This window comes from Leclercia sp. GLN_9, from assembly GCF_043105735.1.
Classification (GTDB): Bacteria; Pseudomonadota; Gammaproteobacteria; order Enterobacterales; family Enterobacteriaceae; genus Enterobacter; species Enterobacter adecarboxylatus.
Genome location: NZ_JBICLV010000046.1, coordinates 82720 through 101240 on the forward strand (window position 1 = coordinate 82720; position 18521 = coordinate 101240).

Below are 18521 nucleotides of genomic sequence, written 5' to 3' on the forward strand. Positions count from 1 at the left end.
GGAAACAGAACCTCTGACAATGAATTTACAGCATCACTTTCTTATTGCCATGCCTGCTCTCCAGGATCCGATTTTCCGTCGTGCAGTGGTTTACATCTGCGAGTACAGCGAAGATGGCGCGATGGGGATTATCATCAATAAACCGCTGGAAAATCTTACTGTTGAAGGCATTCTGGAAAAATTAAAAATTTCCCAGGACGAACGTGTTCCTGAAATTCGTCTCGACAAAGCTGTGATGCTGGGTGGCCCGCTGGCAGAAGATCGTGGCTTTATACTGCATACGCCGCCAGGGTTTTCCTCCAGTATCCGTATCTCTGACAACACCGTGATTACAACCTCCCGTGACGTGCTGGAGACTCTGGGCACAGAGAAACAGCCTGCTGATGTGCTGGTGGCGCTGGGCTACTCCTCATGGGAGAAAGGCCAGCTTGAGCAGGAGATCCTCGATAACGCCTGGCTGACGGCTCCGGCAGATTTGAACATCCTGTTTAAAACCCCGATAGCCGATCGCTGGCGTGATGCGGCAAAGTTGATTGGCATTGATATCCAGACCATGCCTGGCGTAGCGGGGCATGCCTGATGAGCGGCACGCTTCTCGCCTTTGATTTCGGCACCAAAAGTATCGGCGTGGCGATTGGCCAGCGCATCACCGGCACCGCTCGCCCGCTGACGGCGATAAAAGCGCAAAATGGCACCCCGGACTGGAACCTGATTGAACGCCTGCTGAAAGAGTGGCAGCCGGATGTGGTGATTGTCGGGCTGCCGCTGAATATGGATGGCACCGAACAGCCATTAACTGCGCGTGCACGCAATTTTGCCAATAAAATTCATGGCCGCTTTGGCGTGGCGATTAAGCTGCACGATGAACGACTGAGTACGGTAGAAGCCCGCGCCGGCTTGTTTGAGCACGGCGGTTTTCGCGCGCTCAACAAAGGCAGCGTCGATTCCGCTTCGGCGGTGATTATCCTTGAAAGCTTCTTCGAGCAGGGTTACTGATCCCCCTTCCCTTTGCCCGGCTTCCCGGGCAAAGACCTCTTATTGTTCCAGCAAGGTGGCGTTAAGCGTCGTCAGTTCAGCCAGACGCGTGCGAACCTGTTCATCATCAATATTCCACATCCCGGCAAAGGCCAGCGCGGCGTGATGCGCGCCCACGGGTAGTGCCATCGATACTTCGCCGTCGTCATGGTGCCAGACAACATGTCCCTGCTGGCGTTGCTGCGCCACATGCGGAGCAAGGTTTTGCCACTGCTCAGGCGTAAAGCGCAACATCAGCGCCTCGTCCGTCTCACTCGCCAGCAGTGACATACCAATCACCGATTGCCAGGCAGGCAGCATGTGGAAACCTGCCAGCGCCTGGGTGGTCTGGCTGCCGGGCACGGAGTGCCAGATATAGATCACCTGGTCTTCCCACAACACACCCAGCGCCACCACGATATCGCGTGGTGCATCGCGCTCCAGCCGGGGCAAGGCGCGGGAGAAAAGCTCGGAACCGCGGATAGACTGGGCCGCCAGGGCATGAATGCCAGGGCCAGGCAGGTAACGCCGATGCTCATCCTGCATGGTCAGGCCAATGGAGGCCATGGTCATCAGCAAGCGGTTAACACGGGTGGTGTTGATCCCCATCAGCCGCGCAAGTTCACGGCAGCCAATGGCGCGGCCGCTGGAAACCAGATATTGCAGACAGCGAATGCCGTCGATAAGACTTTGGTTCGGTTGTGATGACATAGCCGCTTTTAAGGTGTGCAATCGGAGGCTCGATTTTACCGCCCGCGCAGAAGGATACAAGGCCGTGAAAATCATTCTTTGCCGTAAATTGCCCGTGCTTTAAAGCCGCCCCTGCGCCTTGCGTTCAGCACGGCTCTGCTCGAAGTTCTGCATCCCTGCCTGCAGCCCGGTCTGGATCACGCCAGGCAGTTGATAGGTTTTGCCTTCACGAATCAAATTCGCCGCAGCTGGGGTGTTAATGAGTAACTCAAACAGCGCGACGCGCCCTTGCTTGTTGTCCCTTTCGAGTTTTTGCGCCAGCACCGCCTGCAAACTGCCGGCCAGTTGCTTGCGTACCGGCTCTTTTTCCTCCGCCGGGAAGGCATCCACCAGCCGCTCTATCGCCTGGGCTGCGCCACGAGTATGCAGGGTCGCCAGCACCAGATGCCCGGTCTCTGCGGCGGTAAGCGCAAGGCGGATCGTTTCGCTATCGCGCAGTTCGCCTAACAGGATCACATCGGGATCTTCCCGCAATGCCGCCCGCAGCGCATCGGCAAAGGCGTTGCAGTGCAGGCCAATCTCCCGCTGCTGCACCAGGCAACGTTTGCTCTGATGGATAAACTCCACCGGATCTTCCAGGGTCAGGATATGTCCGTCACTGTGGTGATTGAGAAAGTCGACCATTGCCGCAAGCGTGGTGGACTTGCCGCTGCCGGTGGCCCCGGTCACCAGAATCAGGCCGTTATCCCTGGTCAGCAGCTCGGGGATCGCCCGCGGCGTACCCAGACTATGCAATTGCGGGCACTGTTCTGGCAGCAGCCGGAGCGCCAGCGAACACCCTTGCGTATGGGCGAAGGCGCTGGCCCGCAGCCGGTGGCTCTCCAGAGTGACGGCAAAATCGACCTGCCCCTGAGCACACCATGCCCCCTGTTGTTCATCGCTGAGCCAGCTTTTCAGCAGCACCACCACATCCGGCCCCGGAAAAGGCGCCAATTCCATCTTTCCTTGTCGTCGCCAGCGAGGTGGTGCGTTACTGCACAGGTGTAGATCCGACACGTTATGCTTTACACTAAGAGCCACAATTTCTTCCATATCCATTTAATGATCCTCGGAAAATGAACGACATTGCGCATAACCTGGCACAGGTCAGGGATAAAATCTCAGCCGCGGCAACACGTTGCGGCCGTGCTTCAGAAGAAGTTACGTTGCTTGCAGTCAGTAAAACCAAGCCTGCGAGCGCCATCGCAGAAGCGATTGATGCAGGCCAGCGCATGTTCGGTGAAAACTACGTGCAGGAGGGGGTGGAAAAAATCCGCCACTTCCGGGAGAAAGGCACCGCGGATCTGCAATGGCATTTCATCGGGCCATTACAGTCGAACAAAAGCCGACTGGTAGCGGAGCATTTCGACTGGTGTCATACCGTCGATCGTCTGCGCATCGCCAGTCGTCTGAGCGAGCAGCGTCCGGCCGAGATGCCGCCGCTTAACGTGCTGATTCAAATCAACATTAGCGACGAAAACAGCAAGTCCGGCATTGCGCTTGAAGCGCTGGATCAGCTGGCGGATGAGGTGGCGGCGCTACCGGGCCTTAAGCTTCGTGGGTTAATGGCGATCCCGGCCCCGGAGTCAGATTATGACAGGCAGTTTGCCGTCGCCCGGCAAATGGCTGTAGCATTTGAGGCGCTTAAAACACGCTTCCCAACGGTCGACACGCTTTCACTGGGCATGACGGACGATATGGCTGCCGCGATTGCGGCTGGCAGCACCATGGTGCGCATCGGCACAGCAATTTTCGGTGCGCGCGATTACACCCAATAATAAGGAAACCTGAGGAACGCCATGAAGACGTTGACCTTCCTGCTCTCAACGGTCATTGAACTGTATACGATGGTGCTTTTGTTACGCGTCTGGATGCAGTGGGCCCGTTGTGATTTTTACAACCCCTTCTCACAGTTTGTCGTTAAAGTCACCCAGCCCATCATCGGGCCGCTGCGTCGGGTGATCCCGCCGATGGGGCCGATTGACAGCGCCTCCCTGCTGGTTGCGCTGATCCTGTGCGTGGTGAAAGCGATAGTGCTGTTTATGGTCATTACCTTCCAGCCGATCATCTGGATCGCGGCGGTGTTGATCCTGATAAAAACGATCGGCCTGCTGATTTTCTGGGTACTGTTGCTGATGGCAATTATGAGCTGGGTGAGCCAGGGCCGTAGCCCGGTGGAATATTCACTTATTCAGCTTGCCGACCCGCTGCTGCGCCCGATCCGTAATCTGCTGCCTGCCATGGGCGGAATCGATTTCTCCCCGATGATCCTCGTGCTGCTGCTGTACGTGATCAACATGGGCATCGCTGAACTGCTGCAGTCCACGGGCAACATTCTGCTGCCGGGGCTGTGGATGGCGTTATGAGTGCTGTCAGCACCTGCGCCGACGGGCTGGTTTTACGGCTATATATTCAGCCGAAAGCCAGCCGTGACACCATTATCGGGCTGCATGGCGACGAAGTAAAAGTCGCCATCACCGCCCCTCCTGTGGATGGCCAGGCGAACGCCCATCTGGTGAAGTATCTGGCAAAGCAGTTTCGCGTCGCGAAAAGCCAGGTACTGCTCGAGAAGGGTGAACTGGGTCGTCACAAGCAGGTCAAAATTCTCAATCCGCAACAAATCCCGACGGAAGTCGCGGCACTGATACAACAGGACTAACGCATGCAAAAAGTTGTTCTCGCTACCGGTAATGCCGGTAAAGTGCGCGAGCTGGCCTCGCTGTTAAATGATTTCGGTCTGGATGTGGTCGCCCAGACCGAGCTTGGCGTGGACTCTGCTGAAGAGACCGGCCTGACCTTTATTGAAAATGCCATTCTGAAAGCGCGCCATGCGGCACAGGTTACCGGTTTGCCGGCCATCGCCGATGACTCCGGTCTGGCGGTGGACGTGCTTGGCGGTGCGCCGGGGATCTACTCAGCCCGCTATTCTGGCATCGATGCCAGCGACCAGCAGAATCTTGAAAAGCTGCTTGAAGCGCTCAAGGACGTACCCGATGATCAGCGCAAAGCGCAGTTCCACTGCGTGCTGGTCTATATGCGCCATGCCGAAGATCCTACGCCAATTGTCTGCCACGGCAGCTGGCCGGGTGTCATTGCCCGCGAGGCGGCAGGCAACGGCGGCTTTGGCTACGATCCGATTTTCTTTGTCCCGACCGAGGGCAAAACCGCTGCGGAACTGACCCGCGAAGAAAAAAGCGCGATTTCCCATCGTGGGCGCGCACTGAAACTGTTACTGGAAGCGTTACGTAATGGCTAATTTGCCACCTCTGAGTCTTTATATTCACATCCCGTGGTGCGTGCAGAAATGCCCGTACTGCGATTTCAATTCGCATGCGCTGAAAGGCGAAGTGCCTCATGACGATTACGTTCAGCATCTGCTTGCCGATCTGGACGCCGACGTCGCTTACGCACAGGGACGTGAAGTTAAGACCATTTTTATCGGTGGCGGTACGCCGAGCCTGCTCTCAGGCCCGGCGATGCAGACGCTGCTGGATGGCGTGCGTGCGCGCCTTAATCTGGCAGCGGATGCAGAAATTACCATGGAGGCCAATCCGGGTACGGTTGAGGCCGACCGTTTTGTCGAGTATCAGCGCGCCGGGGTAAACCGTATCTCCATTGGGGTACAGAGCTTCAGCGAGCCGAAGCTAAAGCGTCTGGGACGCATTCATGGCCCGAGTGAAGCAAAGCGCGCCGCACATCTGGCGACCGGGCTGGGCCTGCGCAGCTTTAACCTCGACCTGATGCACGGTCTGCCGGATCAGTCTCTGGACGAAGCGCTGGACGATCTGCGCCAGGCCATTGAGCTGAACCCGCCGCACCTCTCCTGGTATCAGCTGACCATTGAGCCGAACACGCTGTTTGGTTCGCGCCCGCCAGTGCTGCCGGATGACGACGCGCTGTGGGATATTTTCGAGCAGGGCCACCAGCTACTGACTGCCGCCGGGTATCAGCAGTACGAAACCTCGGCCTATGCGAAGCCAGGCTACCAGTGTCAGCACAACCTGAACTACTGGCGTTTTGGCGATTATCTGGGGATTGGCTGCGGGGCACACGGTAAAGTGACCTTCCCGGACGGACGTATTCTGCGAACCGCCAAGACGCGCCATCCGCGTGGCTATATGGAAGGACGTTATCTGGAGCGCAGCCATGACGTTGAGGCCGAAGATAAACCGTTTGAGTTCTTTATGAACCGCTTCCGCCTGCTGGAAGCCGCGCCACGCGCAGAGTTTTCACGCTATACCGGTTTAGCGGAGTCGGTGATTCGTCCTCAGATTGACGAAGCGCTGGCACAAGGTTATTTGACCGAATGCGATGAGTTCTGGCAGATCACCGAGCATGGCAAATTGTTCTTAAACTCCCTTCTTGAACTGTTCCTCGCCGAAGAATCCTGAAGCCTGATTCAGGATGTTGCATCCCGTTCTGCTGGCTGAGGGAAAAGCTGGCAGAACGGGATGGACATGATTCGCTCTTATGCAAAACAGCTCCGCCATGAGCTGACCACAGAAGAGAGACGACTCTGGTATCGGTTACGTAGTCGTCGATTCGCGCACTATAAATTTCGTCGCCAGCATCCTGTTGGGAATTACATTCTGGATTTCGTTTGTTGCGAAGCCCGCCTGGCTATTGAGCTGGATGGAGGACAACACGATGAAAGAGAAGAATATGACCGGCAAAGAACCGCCTGGCTGAATCAAAAAGGCTGGCAGGTAATTCGGTTCTGGAACAACGAAATGTGGCATAACGAGGAAGGGGTGTTGGATGAAATTTTAGAGAAGCTGCAAACGCTTTTACCCTCACCCCGACCCTCCTCCTGAAAGGGAGAGAGAGCAAACCATACCCGGGCTCACCTCTGGCAGCAAACTGTTCCCCCGCCTCTGTGGGGAAAGCAGGCAAACTCTTCCCAGACTCGCCTCTGGCAGCAAACTGTTCCCTCTCCCTTGTGGGGAAAGCAGGCAAACCCTTCCCGGACTCACCTCTGGCAGCAAATTGTTCCCTCTCCCCTGCGAAGAAAGGAGGCCAAACCATTCCCGGACTCACCTCGGGCAGCGATCGGTTCCCTCTCCCCTTTGGGGAGAGGGTTAGGGTGAGGGGTCCAGACCGCACTACACTACTTCAGCGACCCCACCAGCCCCTTGCGGCTCTCTTCCAGCGACACTACGCGTTTGCACACGTCTTTGCCAAAAGCCTTGAAATCCGCTTCCTGGTTTTTCCACTCGTTCTGAATTGAAGTTTGCAGGCCGCCCAGGCTACCCAGTACGCCCTGCAGCGGGTTGCCACCGCCTTTCAGCACCGCTTTGGCACCCATCTCGTTGATGCTGTCCTGCAAAATGCCGCCCATCGCCTGATTAACCAGCTGTTGGCCATCGGCACGCACCTGATCGATCGCCTGATAGTGGAACGTCAGGCCATCGGTACGATGTTCAATAATACGGTTCATCTGCTCTTTTAACTGGGCATCCAGTTTGGTCAGGCGCGAGCGCATATTACTGCTCTCCCCCACCTCTTTAGCGATGATCTTATCCAGCGCGACACGGCCTTTTTCTACGCGTGTCAGAGCACCTTCATCGATCCACGGCAGCGCGCTACGCAGATCGGCCTGGTAATCTTTTGCCTGTTCACGTTGGGCTGCGCTCAGCGTGTACTGCTTGCCGTTGAACATGACATTGCCATCCGGGGTGATCACCAGATTGCCGTTCTCCCCTTTTACCTGCACGGTTTGCGGGCTCAGGATCACGTCATCACGCGGCGTGACTTCGCATTTGTAGTCGGCGTGAGCGGTCAGAGCCGTCGTCATTAAAGCCGCAGCGAGCAGCGTTTTGCGCATCATATCTTCTCCCTTATACAAAACGGGCCAGCAATTGCTGGCCCCTTATGTTCTATTAGTCCCACCAAATATCGAAAAGTTCGCTGATGCGTACCTCTTCGAATTTACGGTCTTCCAGCCACTTACGCACGATGGCCTGATGCTCTTCGGTGCACTGGCCGATCTCTTGTTTGCAGATCAAACCTTCCCACGCCAGGTAGCCACTGCCGTCAAACGCCAGCTTGTTCGGCTCGATAACTTCATTGATGAAGGCATCTACCTCTTCATCAATTTTTTCTACACTGGTGCCTTCCGGGAAACGCCATGCAACCGAAAAACCAATTTCCTGGAATTCTTCGATGTGCATTTTCTTACGCAGACGACGGCTACGGTTCTTTGCCATTATTTCACCCTCTCGAACATTAAGTCCCATACGCCGTGACCAAGACGATGGCCACGCTGTTCAAATTTCGTTACCGGACGTGAGTCAGGACGCGGCACATAATCATTGCTCGCCGACTGGTTTTTATACCCGTCGAGTGACGACATCACTTCCAGCATATGCTCCGCATACTGTTCCCAGTCGGTCGCCATGTGGAAAACACCACCCAGCTTCAGTTTGCTCTTTACCAGCTCAGCAAAGGGTGCCTGAACAATACGGCGTTTATTATGGCGTGCTTTGTGCCATGGGTCAGGGAAAAAGAGCTGAACCATGTTCAGAGAATTGTCAGGGATCATCTTGTGCAGCACTTCCACCGCGTCATGACACATCACCCGCAGGTTCTCGACACCCTCTTCATGAGCCGTTGCCAGGCAAGCACCCACGCCCGGCGAGTGAACCTCAATACCGAGGAAATTCTGCTCCGGGCGCGCTTTTGCCATTGTCACCAGCGAGGCGCCCATGCCGAAACCGATCTCCAGCGTAATCGGCGCGTCGCGGCCAAACAGTTCCACAAAGTCGAGCGGCTGTTCGGTGAACTCCACGCCCATCACCGGCCAGTAGTTATCCAGCGCGTGTTGCTGCCCCTTTGTCAGGCGCCCCTGACGGCGGACAAAGCTGCGAATACGGCGCAGCGGGCGGCCGTTTTCATCAAATTCCGGTGATATGACGTCGTTTTTCATAAAAGAGTAGTCTGCTTGTGAGAATGTTCGGGAAACGGGCATTATCCAAAGTTAATGATGGGATGCAAGCATGGGAAAGATCCGGTTTACAGCCGCAGGCCTCTGTGCTGCAATCTGCGTCCCTGATATCGCGAAGCGAAGACCATGCAAGCCTCTCAATTTTCAGCCCAGGTGCTGGACTGGTACGACAAATACGGGCGTAAAACCCTGCCCTGGCAAATTGAAAAAACACCCTACAAAGTATGGCTCTCTGAGGTGATGTTGCAACAAACGCAGGTCGCGACTGTTATCCCCTACTTTGAGCGCTTTATGGCGCGTTTTCCAACGGTAACCGATCTGGCTAACGCCCCGCTTGATGAGGTACTGCATCTGTGGACTGGGCTAGGCTACTACGCCCGCGCCCGCAATCTGCATAAAGCCGCCCAGCAGGTGGTGTCGCTGCACGGTGGCATCTTCCCTGAAACGTTCGAGGAGGTGGCCGCCCTGCCGGGTGTCGGGCGATCTACCGCGGGGGCGATCCTCTCCCTCTCGCTGGGTAAACACTTTCCTATTCTCGACGGCAATGTGAAACGCGTGCTGGCGCGCTGCTATGCCGTTGGCGGCTGGCCGGGCAAAAAAGAGGTGGAGAAGCGTCTGTGGGAAATCAGTGAGGCAGTGACCCCCGCTCACGGCGTCGAACGCTTTAACCAGGCAATGATGGATCTGGGAGCGATGGTCTGCACCCGCTCGAAGCCCAAATGTGAACTCTGCCCGCTGAATAATCTGTGTGTGGCTTATGCCAACCACAGCTGGGCGCAGTATCCCGGTAAAAAACCGAAGCAGACGCTGCCTGAGCGCACAGGCTATTTTCTGCTGATGCAGCACGAAGAGACGGTGTACCTCGCTCAGCGTCCACCAAGCGGTTTGTGGGGCGGTTTATTCTGCTTCCCGCAGTTCGAGAATGAAGAGAGCCTTCGCGACTGGCTGGCGCAACGCGGCATCCCTGCCGATACTCTTCAGCAGCTCACGGCGTTTCGTCATACCTTCAGCCACTTCCATCTGGATATTGTTCCGATGTGGCTTCCCGTGTCCTCATTCACCTCGTGCATGGATGAAGGCACCGCTCTCTGGTATAACTTAGCGCAACCGCCATCAGTGGGGCTGGCAGCTCCTGTAGAGCGCCTTTTACAGCAATTACGTGTCGGAGCAACGGTTTAGCTCCGGGCGACAAAGAGGAATCAGTATGGCCAGAACAATTTTTTGTACCTTCCTGCAACGCGACGCAGAAGGCCAGGACTTCCAGCTTTATCCGGGGGACCTGGGTAAGCGCATCTATAACGAGATCTCAAAAGAGGCATGGGCGCAGTGGCAGCAAAAGCAAACCATGCTGATTAACGAGCGCAAGCTCAACATGATGAACGTTGAACACCGCAAGCAGCTGGAGCAGGAGATGGTGAATTTCCTGTTTGAAGGCAAAGACGTTCACATCGAAGGCTATACACCACCGGAAAAATAATTCCCTGCGGGCTGATGCCCGGCGGCGCTACGCTTGCATAGGCCTACGGTAACCAGGCCGGGTAAGCGTAACGCCACCTGCCACTCGCGCCAAAGCAAACACAACACGCACTCCCGGAATGATGAAAAAATTTTTAGCGCTTGCTCTTGTTGCACCGTTACTTGTTTCGTGTTCCTCCAGTAATAAAGGCGATAGCTATAACGAAGCCTGGGTCAAGGACACCAACGGTTTTGACATTCTGATGGGGCAGTTTGCCCACAACATCGAAAATATATGGGGATTTAACGAGGTTCTGATCGCCGGACCAAAGGACTATGTTAAGTACACCGACGCTTACCAGACCCGCAGCCACATCAACTTTGACGAGGGTACCATCACCGTCGAAACCATCGCCGGGACCGATCCTGCGGCGCGTTTACGCGAAGCGATCGTGAAAACCTTGCTGATGGGTGACGATCCTGGCTCTATCGACCTCTACTCCGACGCTGACGACATCACCATTTCAAAAGAGCCGTTCCTCTATGGCCAGGTGGTGGACCAAACCGGTCAATCGATTCGCTGGGAAGGTCGTGCCAATAACTTTGCCAACTACCTGCTGCAAACGCGTCTGAAGAGCCGCAGCAATGGTCTGCGCGTTATCTACAGCGTGACCATTAATCTGGTACCCAACCACCTTGATAAACGTGCGCATAAATACGTCGGGATGGTACGTCAGGCCTCGCGTAAATATGGGGTGGACGAATCGTTGATCCTGGCGATTATGCAGACTGAATCCTCGTTTAACCCGTACGCGGTGAGCCGGTCCGACGCCCTGGGCCTGATGCAGGTTGTTCAGCACAGCGCCGGGAAAGATGTGTTCCGTTCGCAGGGAAGATCGGGCACACCAAGCCGCAGTTATCTGTTTGATCCTGCCAGCAACATTGATACCGGCACCGCCTATCTGGCCATGCTGAATAACGTCTATCTGAGCGGCATCGATAACCCGACCTCGCGTCGCTATGCGGTGATCACCGCCTATAACGGTGGCGCGGGCAGCGTGCTGCGGGTCTTCTCCAGCGACAAAATCCAGGCGGCAAACATCATCAACAGCATGACGCCAGGGGATGTTTACCAGACCCTGACCAGCCGTCACCCTTCCGCAGAGTCCCGGCGCTACCTTTACAAGGTCAATACGGCGCAAAAGGGCTATCGTAGAAAGTAACATTCTCTCTTTTACCCTCTCCTCCCCGGAGAGGGTAAAGATTCACTTCCCCTGTCGCTGCCTCATCCATAGGAAAGTGTTATTTGCATCACAATCCAAACTGCAAATTAATGTGGATTGCATTTTTTTGCGGGAGGTAACAAAACATCACGTCACTCGCTGATAGAATTGCATCAAATACAAAACCTAAATGTTTCTACACCAACATACAGCCCGCTCTCTTGTGAGGAAAGTAACATGAACCTTAAGCTGCAGCTTAAAATCTTGTCGTTTCTGCAGTTCTGTCTGTGGGGGAGCTGGCTAACCACGCTCGGCTCCTACATGTTTGTCACGCTCAAGTTCGATGGCGCCTCTATCGGTGCCGTTTACAGTTCTTTGGGTATCGCCGCCGTCCTGATGCCGACTCTGCTCGGGATCGTGGCGGATAAGTGGATAAGCGCCAAGTGGGTGTACGCGCTTTGCCATCTGGTAGGGGCGGGTACACTATTTATGGCGGCCGAGGTCACTACGCCAGGGGCGATGTTTATGGTGATCCTGCTTAACTCGCTGGCCTATATGCCAACGTTGGGCCTGATTAACACCATCTCCTACTACCGTCTGAAAGACGCCGGTATGGATATCGTGACCGACTTCCCACCGATCCGTATCTGGGGCACCATTGGCTTCATTATGGCGATGTGGGCAGTGAGCTTCGCAGGCTTTGAACTGAGCCACATGCAGCTCTATATCGGTGCTGCGCTGTCTCTCCTGCTGGCGCTGTTCACCCTGACCCTGCCGCATATTCCGGTTTCTAACCAGCAGAAAAACCAGAGCTGGAGCGCGATGCTCGGCCTGGATGCTTTCGCGCTGTTTAAAAACAAACGTATGGCGATCTTCTTTATCTTCTCCATGCTGCTGGGTGCGGAACTGCAGATCACCAACATGTTCGGCAATACCTTCCTGCACAGCTTCGATAACGACCCGCTGTTCTCCGGGAGCTTTATCGTCGAGCATGCGTCGGTAATGATGTCGATTTCGCAGATCTCCGAAACGCTGTTCATCCTGACCATCCCGTTCTTCCTGAGCCGCTACGGTATTAAGAACGTAATGATGATCAGTATCTTCGCGTGGATGCTGCGCTTCGGTCTGTTTGCCTACGGCGACCCGTCAGCCTTCGGTACTGTGCTGCTGGTGCTGTCGATGATTGTCTATGGCTGCGCCTTCGACTTCTTCAACATCTCTGGTTCCGTGTTTGTGGAAAAAGAGGTTCGCCCGGAAATCCGCGCCAGCGCCCAGGGTATGTTCCTGATGATGACCAACGGCTTCGGCTGTATTCTCGGCGGCGTGGTGAGCGGTAAGGTTGTAGAGATGTATACCACTAACGGTATTACTGACTGGCAGCCGGTGTGGCTGATCTTTGCAGGCTACTCACTGGTACTGGCCTTCGCCTTCATGGTGTTGTTCAAGTACAAACATGTTCGTACTCCAACAGGTGCGCAGAGCATCGCGCATTAATCTGTTACGTTCCCCCCTCCTGCTGAGGGGGGAATTTTTTTACTTCAATACATTTACTTCAGTACATAGCCGTACAACCGTTTAATCCCGTCCGCATCTTTCTCGCTGTAAACGCCCTGCAATTCCGGTGAAAAACCAGGCAGCAAATTAACGCCCTCTTCCAGCGCCAGGAAGTAACGCTGCACCGCCCCGCCCCACAGTTCGCCCGGTACGACACACAGCACGCCCGGCGGGTATGGCAACGCCCCTTCTGCCGCAATGCGCCCTTCGGCTTCGCTGATGCGCACCAGCTCGACATTACCGCGAATGAAGGCCTGGTTAGCATCCTGCGGGTTCATTGCCACGGTGGGCAGGCTCTCTTTGCGGAACATCGCTTTCTGCAGATCCTTCACGTCAAAGCTGACGTACAGATCGTGCATCTCCTGGCAGAGCTGACGCAGGGTGTAATCGCGATAGCGCACCGGGTATTTCTTCCAGATGGTTGGCAGAACATCCGCCAGCGGGGTGTCGTCCTCGATGTGCTGTTCAAACTGACCCAGCATCGCCACCAGTTGCGCCATCTTCTCTGCGCTCTCTGCCGGGGTGAGCAGGAAGAGAATGGAGTTGAGATCGCACTTCTCCGGCACAATGCCTTTCTCGCGCAGGTAGTGCGCCAGAATGGTCGCCGGGATGCCAAAGTCAGTGTACTCCCCGCTTTCAGCATCGATGCCCGGGGTGGTCAGCAGCAGCTTGCATGGGTCGACAAAGTATTGTTCCTCGGCATAGCCCTCAAAACCGTGCCATTTCGCACCCGGCTCAAAGCTGAAGAAACGCAGCTCGCTGGCAATGGCGTGGGTAGGATGATCCTGCCACGGACGCCCGGCCACCACCGGCGGGATAAAAGGTTTAATCATTTTGCAGTTAGCAATGATCGCCTTGCGCGCTTCGATACCCAGCGCAACGCACTCAGCCCATAGTCGACGCCCGCTCTCCCCTTCATGGATCTTGGCATTCACGTCGAGGGCCGCAAACAGCGGATAGAACGGGCTGGTCGAGGCATGCAGCATAAAGGCATTGTTGAGCCGCTTATGCGGGCAGAAACGCGCCTGGCCGCGGATATGGTTATCCTTTTTGTGGATCTGCGAGGTCTGGGAGAAACCGGCCTGCTGTTTATGCACCGACTGGGTGACAAAGATCCCCGGATCGTTCTCGTTGAGTTCCAGCAACAGCGGCGAGCTGTCGGCCATCATCGGGATAAACTGCTCGTAACCTACCCATGCGGAGTCAAACAGGATGTAGTCGCACAGTTGGCCGATTTTATCGATTACCTGACGGGCATTATAGATAGTGCCGTCATAGGTGCCGAGCTGGATCACTGCCAGACGGAACGGACGCGCGTCACGGGCTTTTTCCGGTGCAACTTCACGGATCAGCTCCCGCAGGTACGTCTCGTCAAAGCAACGGTCATCAATACCGCCAATGAAGCCAAACGGGTTGCGTGCCGCTTCGAGATAAACGGGCGTGGCCCCGGCCTGAATCAGCGCACCGTGATGGTTAGATTTATGGTTGTTGCGGTCAAACAGCACCAGATCGCCACGGGTGAGTAGCGCGTTGGTCACCACCTTATTGGCGGCCGAAGTCCCGTTGAGCACGAAATAGGTCTTGTCGGCGTTAAACACCTTTGCGGCAAACTTCTGCGCGTGTTTGGCGGAACCTTCATGGATCAGCAGATCGCCCAACTTCACGTCGGCGTTGCACATATCGGCACGAAAAACATTTTCACCAAAGAAATCGTAAAACTGACGCCCGGCCGGGTGTTTCTTAAAGAACGCTCCGTGCTGGTGCCCAGGACAGGCAAAGGTGCTGTTATCCATGGCCACATACTGGCTGAGAGTGTCGAAAAACGGCGGCAGCAGGTTCTCTTCGTAGCGACAGGCTGCGGCTTCCAGCTCTAACCACTCCTGCGCTTTGCCGTCGATCACGCCATCGACGCCCGCAGGGATCTCAACAGGCTGAGGGGAGAACATAAATACAGGCAGGTTAAAGCCGGTGCGTTTCAGTAACGCGAGGATGCCGCTGTGACTGTCAGCGACGGTAATGACGACTGCCGCCACATCCGTAAAATCGGTGTTATCCAGCGTCACGACTTCCCGGTGCGTGGACAACGCGGACGCCAGCTCACGGCTGACGGCAATTTTCATTGATTTCATAAGCGCAAATACCCGTGCAAGGCGAGAAAAAGCCCCGGACAGGGAGTCCCCCTGTCCAACGAATGTGTCTGACCGGAGTTCAGCTCCGACAGCCAGACATCAGTAAAAACAGAACGCGTCTGGTTTTACTGTTGTCCTGCAGTGAGCCTGCATTACCCTCACCGCATGGTGAGCGTAGAATAAGATGTGTCGATACGGCCAGCCATTCGCGCAGCAAAAGAGAGTCTGTTCATCGGCGGCCCCGTATCTGAGAGGAGAAAATTCGCGCAATAATGTCACCTTTCGCCAGGGGGCGCAAGAAAGAATCATTATGCAAAAAACGGGATAACACTTGGCGATTACTCACTGAAAAGAGTAATAATAATGCAAGATCAATGAGTAAATAACAGGAGTTCACAGTGGTTATTGGACCGTTTATTAATGCGGGAGCCGTGCTGCTGGGCGGCGTACTTGGCGCCGTGCTCAGCCAGCGATTACCGGAGCTTATTCGCTCTTCAATGCCCTCTATCTTTGGCCTAGCCTCATTGGGAATTGGTATTTTGCTGGTCATCAAGTGCGCCAACCTGCCAGTGATGGTGCTGGCAACGCTGCTCGGGGCACTGATTGGCGAGTTCTGCTATCTGGAGAAGGGAATTAACGGCGCCGTCAGCAGAGCGAAAAACCTGCTCTCGCGCGGTCAGCATAAGGGCGGCGCTCATGACTTCTATATCCAGAATTATGTTGCCATTATCATTCTTTTTTGCGCCAGCGGCACGGGGATCTTTGGTTCGATGCAGGAGGGGATGACCGGCGACCCCAGCATCCTTATCGCCAAAGCCTTCCTGGATTTCTTCACTGCGACGATTTTTGCGACCACGCTGGGTATCGCCGTTGCCGCGATTTGCGTGCCGATGCTGCTTATTCAGCTCGCCCTCGCAACCTGCGCCACGCTAATCTTACCGCTGACCACGCCAGCGATGATGGCAGACTTCACCGCTGTCGGCGGTTTGCTGCTGCTGGCAACAGGGCTGCGGATATGCGGTATTAAGATGTTTGCCGTGGTAAATATGCTGCCAGCGCTGATGATCGCCATGCCTCTTTCTGCCCTGTGGACCGCGTTTTTTGCCTGAGATAGCAGCAAACTGGTGAGAGAGTGTGCGGTCGGTAGCGAATTCAACAAATTCCGTTGACGGCACGAGGCGGATCGGGTTTAATTCGCCCCGTTGCCCGGATAGCTCAGTCGGTAGAGCAGGGGATTGAAAATCCCCGTGTCCTTGGTTCGATTCCGAGTCCGGGCACCACTATTTAGAAAAACCAGCCTTAGGGCTGGTTTTTTGCTTTCTGGGGTTCAGAACTCTCCATCGAACTACGTTCGATTATTCGCCGCCAGCGGCTTACCCTTTCGGAGCCAGCGCGACAAGCGCGCTGTTCAACGCCTTCGGCGTTAGTCCGGGTCCGGGCACTACTATTTAGAAAAACCAGCCTTAGGGCTGGTTTTTTGCTTTCTGGGGTTCCGAACTCTTCATCGAACTACGTTCGATTATTCGCCGCCAGTGGCTCACCCCTTCGGGGCCAGCGCGACAAGCGCGCTGTTCAACGCCTTCGGCGTTAGTCCGGGTCCGGGCACCACTATTTAAAGAGTCCGCCCGAAAGGTGGTTTTTTGCTTTTGGAGAAACAGTACTACTACGGCACTCTCTCTTCCAGCTTTGCAGTCACCGCATCTGCCAGCTTTTTTGGGCATGCAAAACCCGACTGGACATGATGCGTCAGCAGCTTTGAGCCATACTGGCGGGTAATTTGCGGCAGACAGGCGTCGTGGAAGGCTTTAACGTCCTCAAAGTAGTCCAGCGTATACTTATCCTCTCCAGACCGCCCTCGCGCCATACAGTCGTTATAACAGGACTCTGCATCACGATCGATATAGACCACCAGATCGATATGTGGGTAGCTCTTAAGGTGTTCCTTAACCTGGTAGAAATAGGACATATAACGGGCCGATGGCTGTTCAGTCGTTAGAAAATTCACATGGCAGAACACGATATCGCTGTACAGAGAGCGCTCAATAACGTAGTTGCCTTCCGGGAGATTGTTTAACAGGCGCTGTCGGGAATCGGTTATATAGAGCTGAAAAGCCACCCTGGCGTCTGCGTCGTGCGGGTTCTCAACGAAGACCTGCAGTAACTCAAGGAACACCGGATCTTCATCTACGGGTTCCTTTAGCACATTCCAGTATGCGCCTGTTTTATCTGATAACGCTGCCGCCAGAGGCTCCAGCAGAGTGCTTTTTCCTGCAGCGATATTGGCCTCAATAGCGACGATCTTCATAGCGATCTTCCGGCGGAGGGATCATTTGATCCCGTATCAGCCTGTTGATCCTGATGAAGATCCGGTCACAAAGGCGCTTTGCAGGAAAGATACTCCTGATATTCAGCCACGTGAAGCAGAAGTAGCTCCCCGCAGGATTCCTGCTCGCCGTAGTCTACCCGCGTTGAAGAGTGTCTGAGGAAATGGATCATAATGCTTTCACACTGTATGAAGGAGCTCCCTTATTAATGATAAGGGAGCATTGAGATTATGCCTTTTTCGCGCTGTAAACTTCATCACCGGAAAACGCCGGTTCGGCCCAGAAATTGATATTAAATTGTGCATCATCGGTCATCTCAATACGGTGCCAGTACTGCGGTGGGCTGGTCGCAAAGGTTCCCGCGTTAATCACCACTTTCACTTCTGGCTCTGTCGCCTCTTCATTGGCGAAGCCGTAGTAAGTCACTGTCCCTTCCATCACGCAGAGCTGGCCAAAGATACCGGCTGCGGTGTTGTGGTGGCTCAGAAGCGCTGCTGGAACATTGTCTTTCGTAAAAAAGGGAGTTGAACGTTTGATGGTCCAGTTTTTAGGGATTCTGTGATGGCTCATAAATACCTCCGACTTAAAACATGCATATAAAATACAACTTTGAATTCCAGCTGTAAAGGATTACTGATAATAAATCTCATTTACATTGAAAGCAGGAGATATGCCGAAAGAAAAGCCTTAATTGCCCGCCATCCGGTCGGTTTTTGGGTTTTATGGCTTCAGGGTTTGAGGGTTTGAGGGTTTGAGGGTTTGAGGGTTGCAGGGTTTCAGGGTTTCAGGGTTTGAGGGTTTGAGGGTTTGAGGGTTGCAGGGTTTCAGGGTTTCAGGGTTTCAGGGTTGCAGGGTTGCAGGGTTTCAGGGTTTCAGGGTTTCAGGGTTTCAGGGTTTCAGGGTTTCAGGGCCTGAGGGTTTCAGGGCCTGAGGGTTTCGTGCAGACGACAAAAAACCCCGTACCTTGCGGTACGGGGTTTCCGATTTGATGCCTGGCAGTTCCCTACTCTCGCATGGGGAGACCCCACACTACCATCGGCGCTACGGCGTTTCACTTCTGAGTTCGGCATGGGGTCAGGTGGGACCACCGCGCTACAGCCGCCAGGCAAATTCTGTTTCCGGGCCGCCTCGCGGGCCACCCGGTTAATCC

The 18521-nt window shown here is 55.0% G+C and carries 21 protein-coding genes, 1 tRNA gene and 1 rRNA gene; 14 read left to right on the plus strand and 9 right to left on the minus strand.

Annotated features, from left to right (window positions below):
* Positions 1–19: 19 nt before the first annotated feature.
* Both ACF8PE_RS23135 and ruvX read left to right on the plus strand, forming a co-directional pair.
* Positions 20–580 (plus strand): YqgE/AlgH family protein, encoded by a 561-nt coding sequence (locus ACF8PE_RS23135; protein WP_032613928.1) that lies wholly within the window; start codon positions 20–22, stop codon positions 578–580.
* The gene (gene ruvX, locus ACF8PE_RS23140) at positions 580–996 is read left to right on the plus strand and encodes a Holliday junction resolvase RuvX (protein WP_130588229.1); all 417 of its coding nucleotides are present in this window, start codon (positions 580–582) and stop codon (positions 994–996) included. The genes ACF8PE_RS23135 and ruvX overlap by 1 nt, the downstream gene beginning before the upstream one ends.
* A 39-nt stretch (positions 997–1035) precedes the next feature.
* Here ruvX and ACF8PE_RS23145 read toward each other — a convergent pair whose 3' ends face one another.
* On the minus strand, positions 1036–1725 hold the full coding sequence (locus ACF8PE_RS23145; RefSeq protein ID WP_032613957.1) for a hypothetical protein: 690 nt from the start codon (positions 1723–1725) through the stop codon (positions 1036–1038).
* A 99-nt stretch (positions 1726–1824) separates the two neighbouring features.
* On the minus strand, positions 1825–2802 hold the full coding sequence (locus ACF8PE_RS23150; RefSeq protein ID WP_155167280.1) for a type IV pilus twitching motility protein PilT: 978 nt from the start codon (positions 2800–2802) through the stop codon (positions 1825–1827).
* Between the two features lie 17 nt (positions 2803–2819).
* Between ACF8PE_RS23150 and ACF8PE_RS23155 the strand changes: the two genes are divergently transcribed.
* The 6 genes from ACF8PE_RS23155 to ACF8PE_RS23180 are packed head-to-tail and all read left to right on the plus strand — an operon-like array spanning position 2820 to position 6557.
* Positions 2820–3521: a YggS family pyridoxal phosphate-dependent enzyme gene (locus ACF8PE_RS23155; protein WP_032613935.1), complete on the plus strand. Its 702-nt coding sequence runs from the start codon at positions 2820–2822 to the stop codon at positions 3519–3521.
* A 21-nt stretch (positions 3522–3542) separates the two neighbouring features.
* Positions 3543–4109, plus strand: coding sequence for a YggT family protein (locus ACF8PE_RS23160; protein ID WP_032613937.1), 567 nt, complete (start codon positions 3543–3545; stop codon positions 4107–4109).
* The gene (yggU, locus tag ACF8PE_RS23165) at positions 4106–4402 is read left to right on the plus strand and encodes a DUF167 family protein YggU (protein ID WP_032613939.1); all 297 of its coding nucleotides are present in this window, start codon (positions 4106–4108) and stop codon (positions 4400–4402) included. The genes ACF8PE_RS23160 and yggU overlap by 4 nt, the downstream gene beginning before the upstream one ends.
* A gap of 3 nt (positions 4403–4405) precedes the next feature.
* Positions 4406–4999, plus strand: a complete 594-nt coding sequence (locus ACF8PE_RS23170; protein WP_059307228.1) for an XTP/dITP diphosphatase — start codon at positions 4406–4408, stop codon at positions 4997–4999.
* The gene (gene hemW, locus ACF8PE_RS23175) at positions 4992–6134 is read left to right on the plus strand and encodes a radical SAM family heme chaperone HemW (protein ID WP_155167282.1); all 1143 of its coding nucleotides are present in this window, start codon (positions 4992–4994) and stop codon (positions 6132–6134) included. Before ACF8PE_RS23170 ends, hemW begins: the two co-directional genes overlap by 8 nt.
* A gap of 60 nt (positions 6135–6194) precedes the next feature.
* Entirely contained in the window at positions 6195–6557 is a 363-nt protein-coding gene (locus ACF8PE_RS23180; protein WP_392495325.1) for a DUF559 domain-containing protein, read from the plus strand.
* 293 nt (positions 6558–6850) lie between these two features.
* Here the strand turns inward: ACF8PE_RS23180 and ACF8PE_RS23185 are convergent, their stop codons facing one another.
* The 3 genes from ACF8PE_RS23185 to trmB are packed head-to-tail and all read right to left on the minus strand — an operon-like array spanning position 6851 to position 8668.
* A complete protein-coding gene (locus ACF8PE_RS23185; protein ID WP_103792620.1) occupies positions 6851–7570 on the minus strand; it encodes a DUF2884 domain-containing protein in 720 nt (239 codons plus the stop codon).
* Between the two features lie 52 nt (positions 7571–7622).
* The gene (locus ACF8PE_RS23190; protein ID WP_059307224.1) at positions 7623–7949 is read right to left on the minus strand and encodes a YggL family protein; all 327 of its coding nucleotides are present in this window, start codon (positions 7947–7949) and stop codon (positions 7623–7625) included.
* A complete protein-coding gene (gene trmB, locus ACF8PE_RS23195; protein ID WP_032613969.1) occupies positions 7949–8668 on the minus strand; it encodes a tRNA (guanosine(46)-N7)-methyltransferase TrmB in 720 nt (239 codons plus the stop codon). Before trmB ends, ACF8PE_RS23190 begins: the two co-directional genes overlap by 1 nt.
* 144 nt (positions 8669–8812) lie before the next feature.
* On the opposite strand from trmB, the gene mutY reads away from it, so the two are divergent.
* The 4 genes from mutY to ACF8PE_RS23215 all read left to right on the plus strand — a co-directional run bounded on the left by mutY (position 8813) and on the right by ACF8PE_RS23215 (position 12858).
* Positions 8813–9865, plus strand: coding sequence for an A/G-specific adenine glycosylase (gene mutY, locus ACF8PE_RS23200; protein ID WP_148569571.1), 1053 nt, complete (start codon positions 8813–8815; stop codon positions 9863–9865).
* A 25-nt stretch (positions 9866–9890) separates the two neighbouring features.
* Complete coding sequence (locus tag ACF8PE_RS23205) at positions 9891–10163, plus strand: oxidative damage protection protein (RefSeq protein ID WP_032613973.1); 273 nt, start codon at positions 9891–9893, stop codon at positions 10161–10163.
* Positions 10164–10284: 121 nt separating this feature from the next.
* Positions 10285–11364: a membrane-bound lytic murein transglycosylase MltC gene (mltC, locus tag ACF8PE_RS23210; RefSeq protein ID WP_032613975.1), complete on the plus strand. Its 1080-nt coding sequence runs from the start codon at positions 10285–10287 to the stop codon at positions 11362–11364.
* 237 nt (positions 11365–11601) lie between these two features.
* Positions 11602–12858, plus strand: coding sequence for a nucleoside permease (locus ACF8PE_RS23215; protein WP_032613978.1), 1257 nt, complete (start codon positions 11602–11604; stop codon positions 12856–12858).
* A gap of 53 nt (positions 12859–12911) precedes the next feature.
* On the opposite strand, the gene ACF8PE_RS23220 is transcribed toward ACF8PE_RS23215, so the two are convergent.
* Positions 12912–15047 (minus strand): ornithine decarboxylase, encoded by a 2136-nt coding sequence (locus ACF8PE_RS23220; protein WP_032613980.1) that lies wholly within the window; start codon positions 15045–15047, stop codon positions 12912–12914.
* A 398-nt stretch (positions 15048–15445) separates the two neighbouring features.
* On the opposite strand from ACF8PE_RS23220, the gene ACF8PE_RS23225 reads away from it, so the two are divergent.
* Together ACF8PE_RS23225 and ACF8PE_RS23230 are read left to right on the plus strand one after the other, a co-directional pair.
* Positions 15446–16156, plus strand: a complete 711-nt coding sequence (locus ACF8PE_RS23225) for a DUF554 domain-containing protein (RefSeq protein WP_392495326.1) — start codon at positions 15446–15448, stop codon at positions 16154–16156.
* Positions 16157–16251: 95 nt separating this feature from the next.
* A tRNA-Phe gene (locus ACF8PE_RS23230) sits at positions 16252–16327 on the plus strand.
* Positions 16328–16710: 383 nt separating this feature from the next.
* Here ACF8PE_RS23230 and ACF8PE_RS23235 read toward each other — a convergent pair.
* The 3 genes from ACF8PE_RS23235 to rrf form a co-directional block, all read right to left on the minus strand.
* Positions 16711–17352 (minus strand): deoxynucleoside kinase, encoded by a 642-nt coding sequence (locus ACF8PE_RS23235; RefSeq protein ID WP_059307221.1) that lies wholly within the window; start codon positions 17350–17352, stop codon positions 16711–16713.
* 247 nt (positions 17353–17599) lie between these two features.
* A complete protein-coding gene (locus tag ACF8PE_RS23240) occupies positions 17600–17941 on the minus strand; it encodes a DUF1971 domain-containing protein (protein ID WP_032614074.1) in 342 nt (113 codons plus the stop codon).
* Between the two features lie 420 nt (positions 17942–18361).
* A 5S ribosomal RNA gene (gene rrf, locus ACF8PE_RS23245) occupies positions 18362–18477 on the minus strand.
* Between the last annotated feature and the right edge of the window lie 44 nt (positions 18478–18521).

Excerpts from the sequence above, each read along its gene's own strand:
- ACF8PE_RS23235 (WP_059307221.1), bottom strand. The coding sequence starts at position 17,352 with ATGAAGATCGTCGCTATTGAGGCCAATATCGCTGCAGGAAAAAGCACT.
- ACF8PE_RS23220 (WP_032613980.1), bottom strand. The coding sequence starts at position 15,047 with ATGAAATCAATGAAAATTGCCGTCAGCCGTGAGCTGGCGTCCGCGTTG.
- trmB (WP_032613969.1), bottom strand. The coding sequence starts at position 8,668 with ATGAAAAACGACGTCATATCACCGGAATTTGATGAAAACGGCCGCCCG.
- ACF8PE_RS23185 (WP_103792620.1), bottom strand. The coding sequence starts at position 7,570 with ATGATGCGCAAAACGCTGCTCGCTGCGGCTTTAATGACGACGGCTCTG.
- mutY (WP_148569571.1), top strand. The coding sequence starts at position 8,813 with ATGCAAGCCTCTCAATTTTCAGCCCAGGTGCTGGACTGGTACGACAAA.
- ACF8PE_RS23135 (WP_032613928.1), top strand. The coding sequence starts at position 20 with ATGAATTTACAGCATCACTTTCTTATTGCCATGCCTGCTCTCCAGGAT.
- yggU (WP_032613939.1), top strand. The coding sequence starts at position 4,106 with ATGAGTGCTGTCAGCACCTGCGCCGACGGGCTGGTTTTACGGCTATAT.
- ACF8PE_RS23160 (WP_032613937.1), top strand. The coding sequence starts at position 3,543 with ATGAAGACGTTGACCTTCCTGCTCTCAACGGTCATTGAACTGTATACG.
- mltC (WP_032613975.1), top strand. The coding sequence starts at position 10,285 with ATGAAAAAATTTTTAGCGCTTGCTCTTGTTGCACCGTTACTTGTTTCG.
- ACF8PE_RS23205 (WP_032613973.1), top strand. The coding sequence starts at position 9,891 with ATGGCCAGAACAATTTTTTGTACCTTCCTGCAACGCGACGCAGAAGGC.
- ruvX (WP_130588229.1), top strand. The coding sequence starts at position 580 with ATGAGCGGCACGCTTCTCGCCTTTGATTTCGGCACCAAAAGTATCGGC.
- ACF8PE_RS23215 (WP_032613978.1), top strand. The coding sequence starts at position 11,602 with ATGAACCTTAAGCTGCAGCTTAAAATCTTGTCGTTTCTGCAGTTCTGT.
- ACF8PE_RS23170 (WP_059307228.1), top strand. The coding sequence starts at position 4,406 with ATGCAAAAAGTTGTTCTCGCTACCGGTAATGCCGGTAAAGTGCGCGAG.
- ACF8PE_RS23240 (WP_032614074.1), bottom strand. The coding sequence starts at position 17,941 with ATGAGCCATCACAGAATCCCTAAAAACTGGACCATCAAACGTTCAACT.
- ACF8PE_RS23190 (WP_059307224.1), bottom strand. The coding sequence starts at position 7,949 with ATGGCAAAGAACCGTAGCCGTCGTCTGCGTAAGAAAATGCACATCGAA.
- ACF8PE_RS23180 (WP_392495325.1), top strand. The coding sequence starts at position 6,195 with ATGGACATGATTCGCTCTTATGCAAAACAGCTCCGCCATGAGCTGACC.
- ACF8PE_RS23145 (WP_032613957.1), bottom strand. The coding sequence starts at position 1,725 with ATGTCATCACAACCGAACCAAAGTCTTATCGACGGCATTCGCTGTCTG.
- ACF8PE_RS23150 (WP_155167280.1), bottom strand. The coding sequence starts at position 2,802 with ATGGATATGGAAGAAATTGTGGCTCTTAGTGTAAAGCATAACGTGTCG.
- ACF8PE_RS23155 (WP_032613935.1), top strand. The coding sequence starts at position 2,820 with ATGAACGACATTGCGCATAACCTGGCACAGGTCAGGGATAAAATCTCA.
- hemW (WP_155167282.1), top strand. The coding sequence starts at position 4,992 with ATGGCTAATTTGCCACCTCTGAGTCTTTATATTCACATCCCGTGGTGC.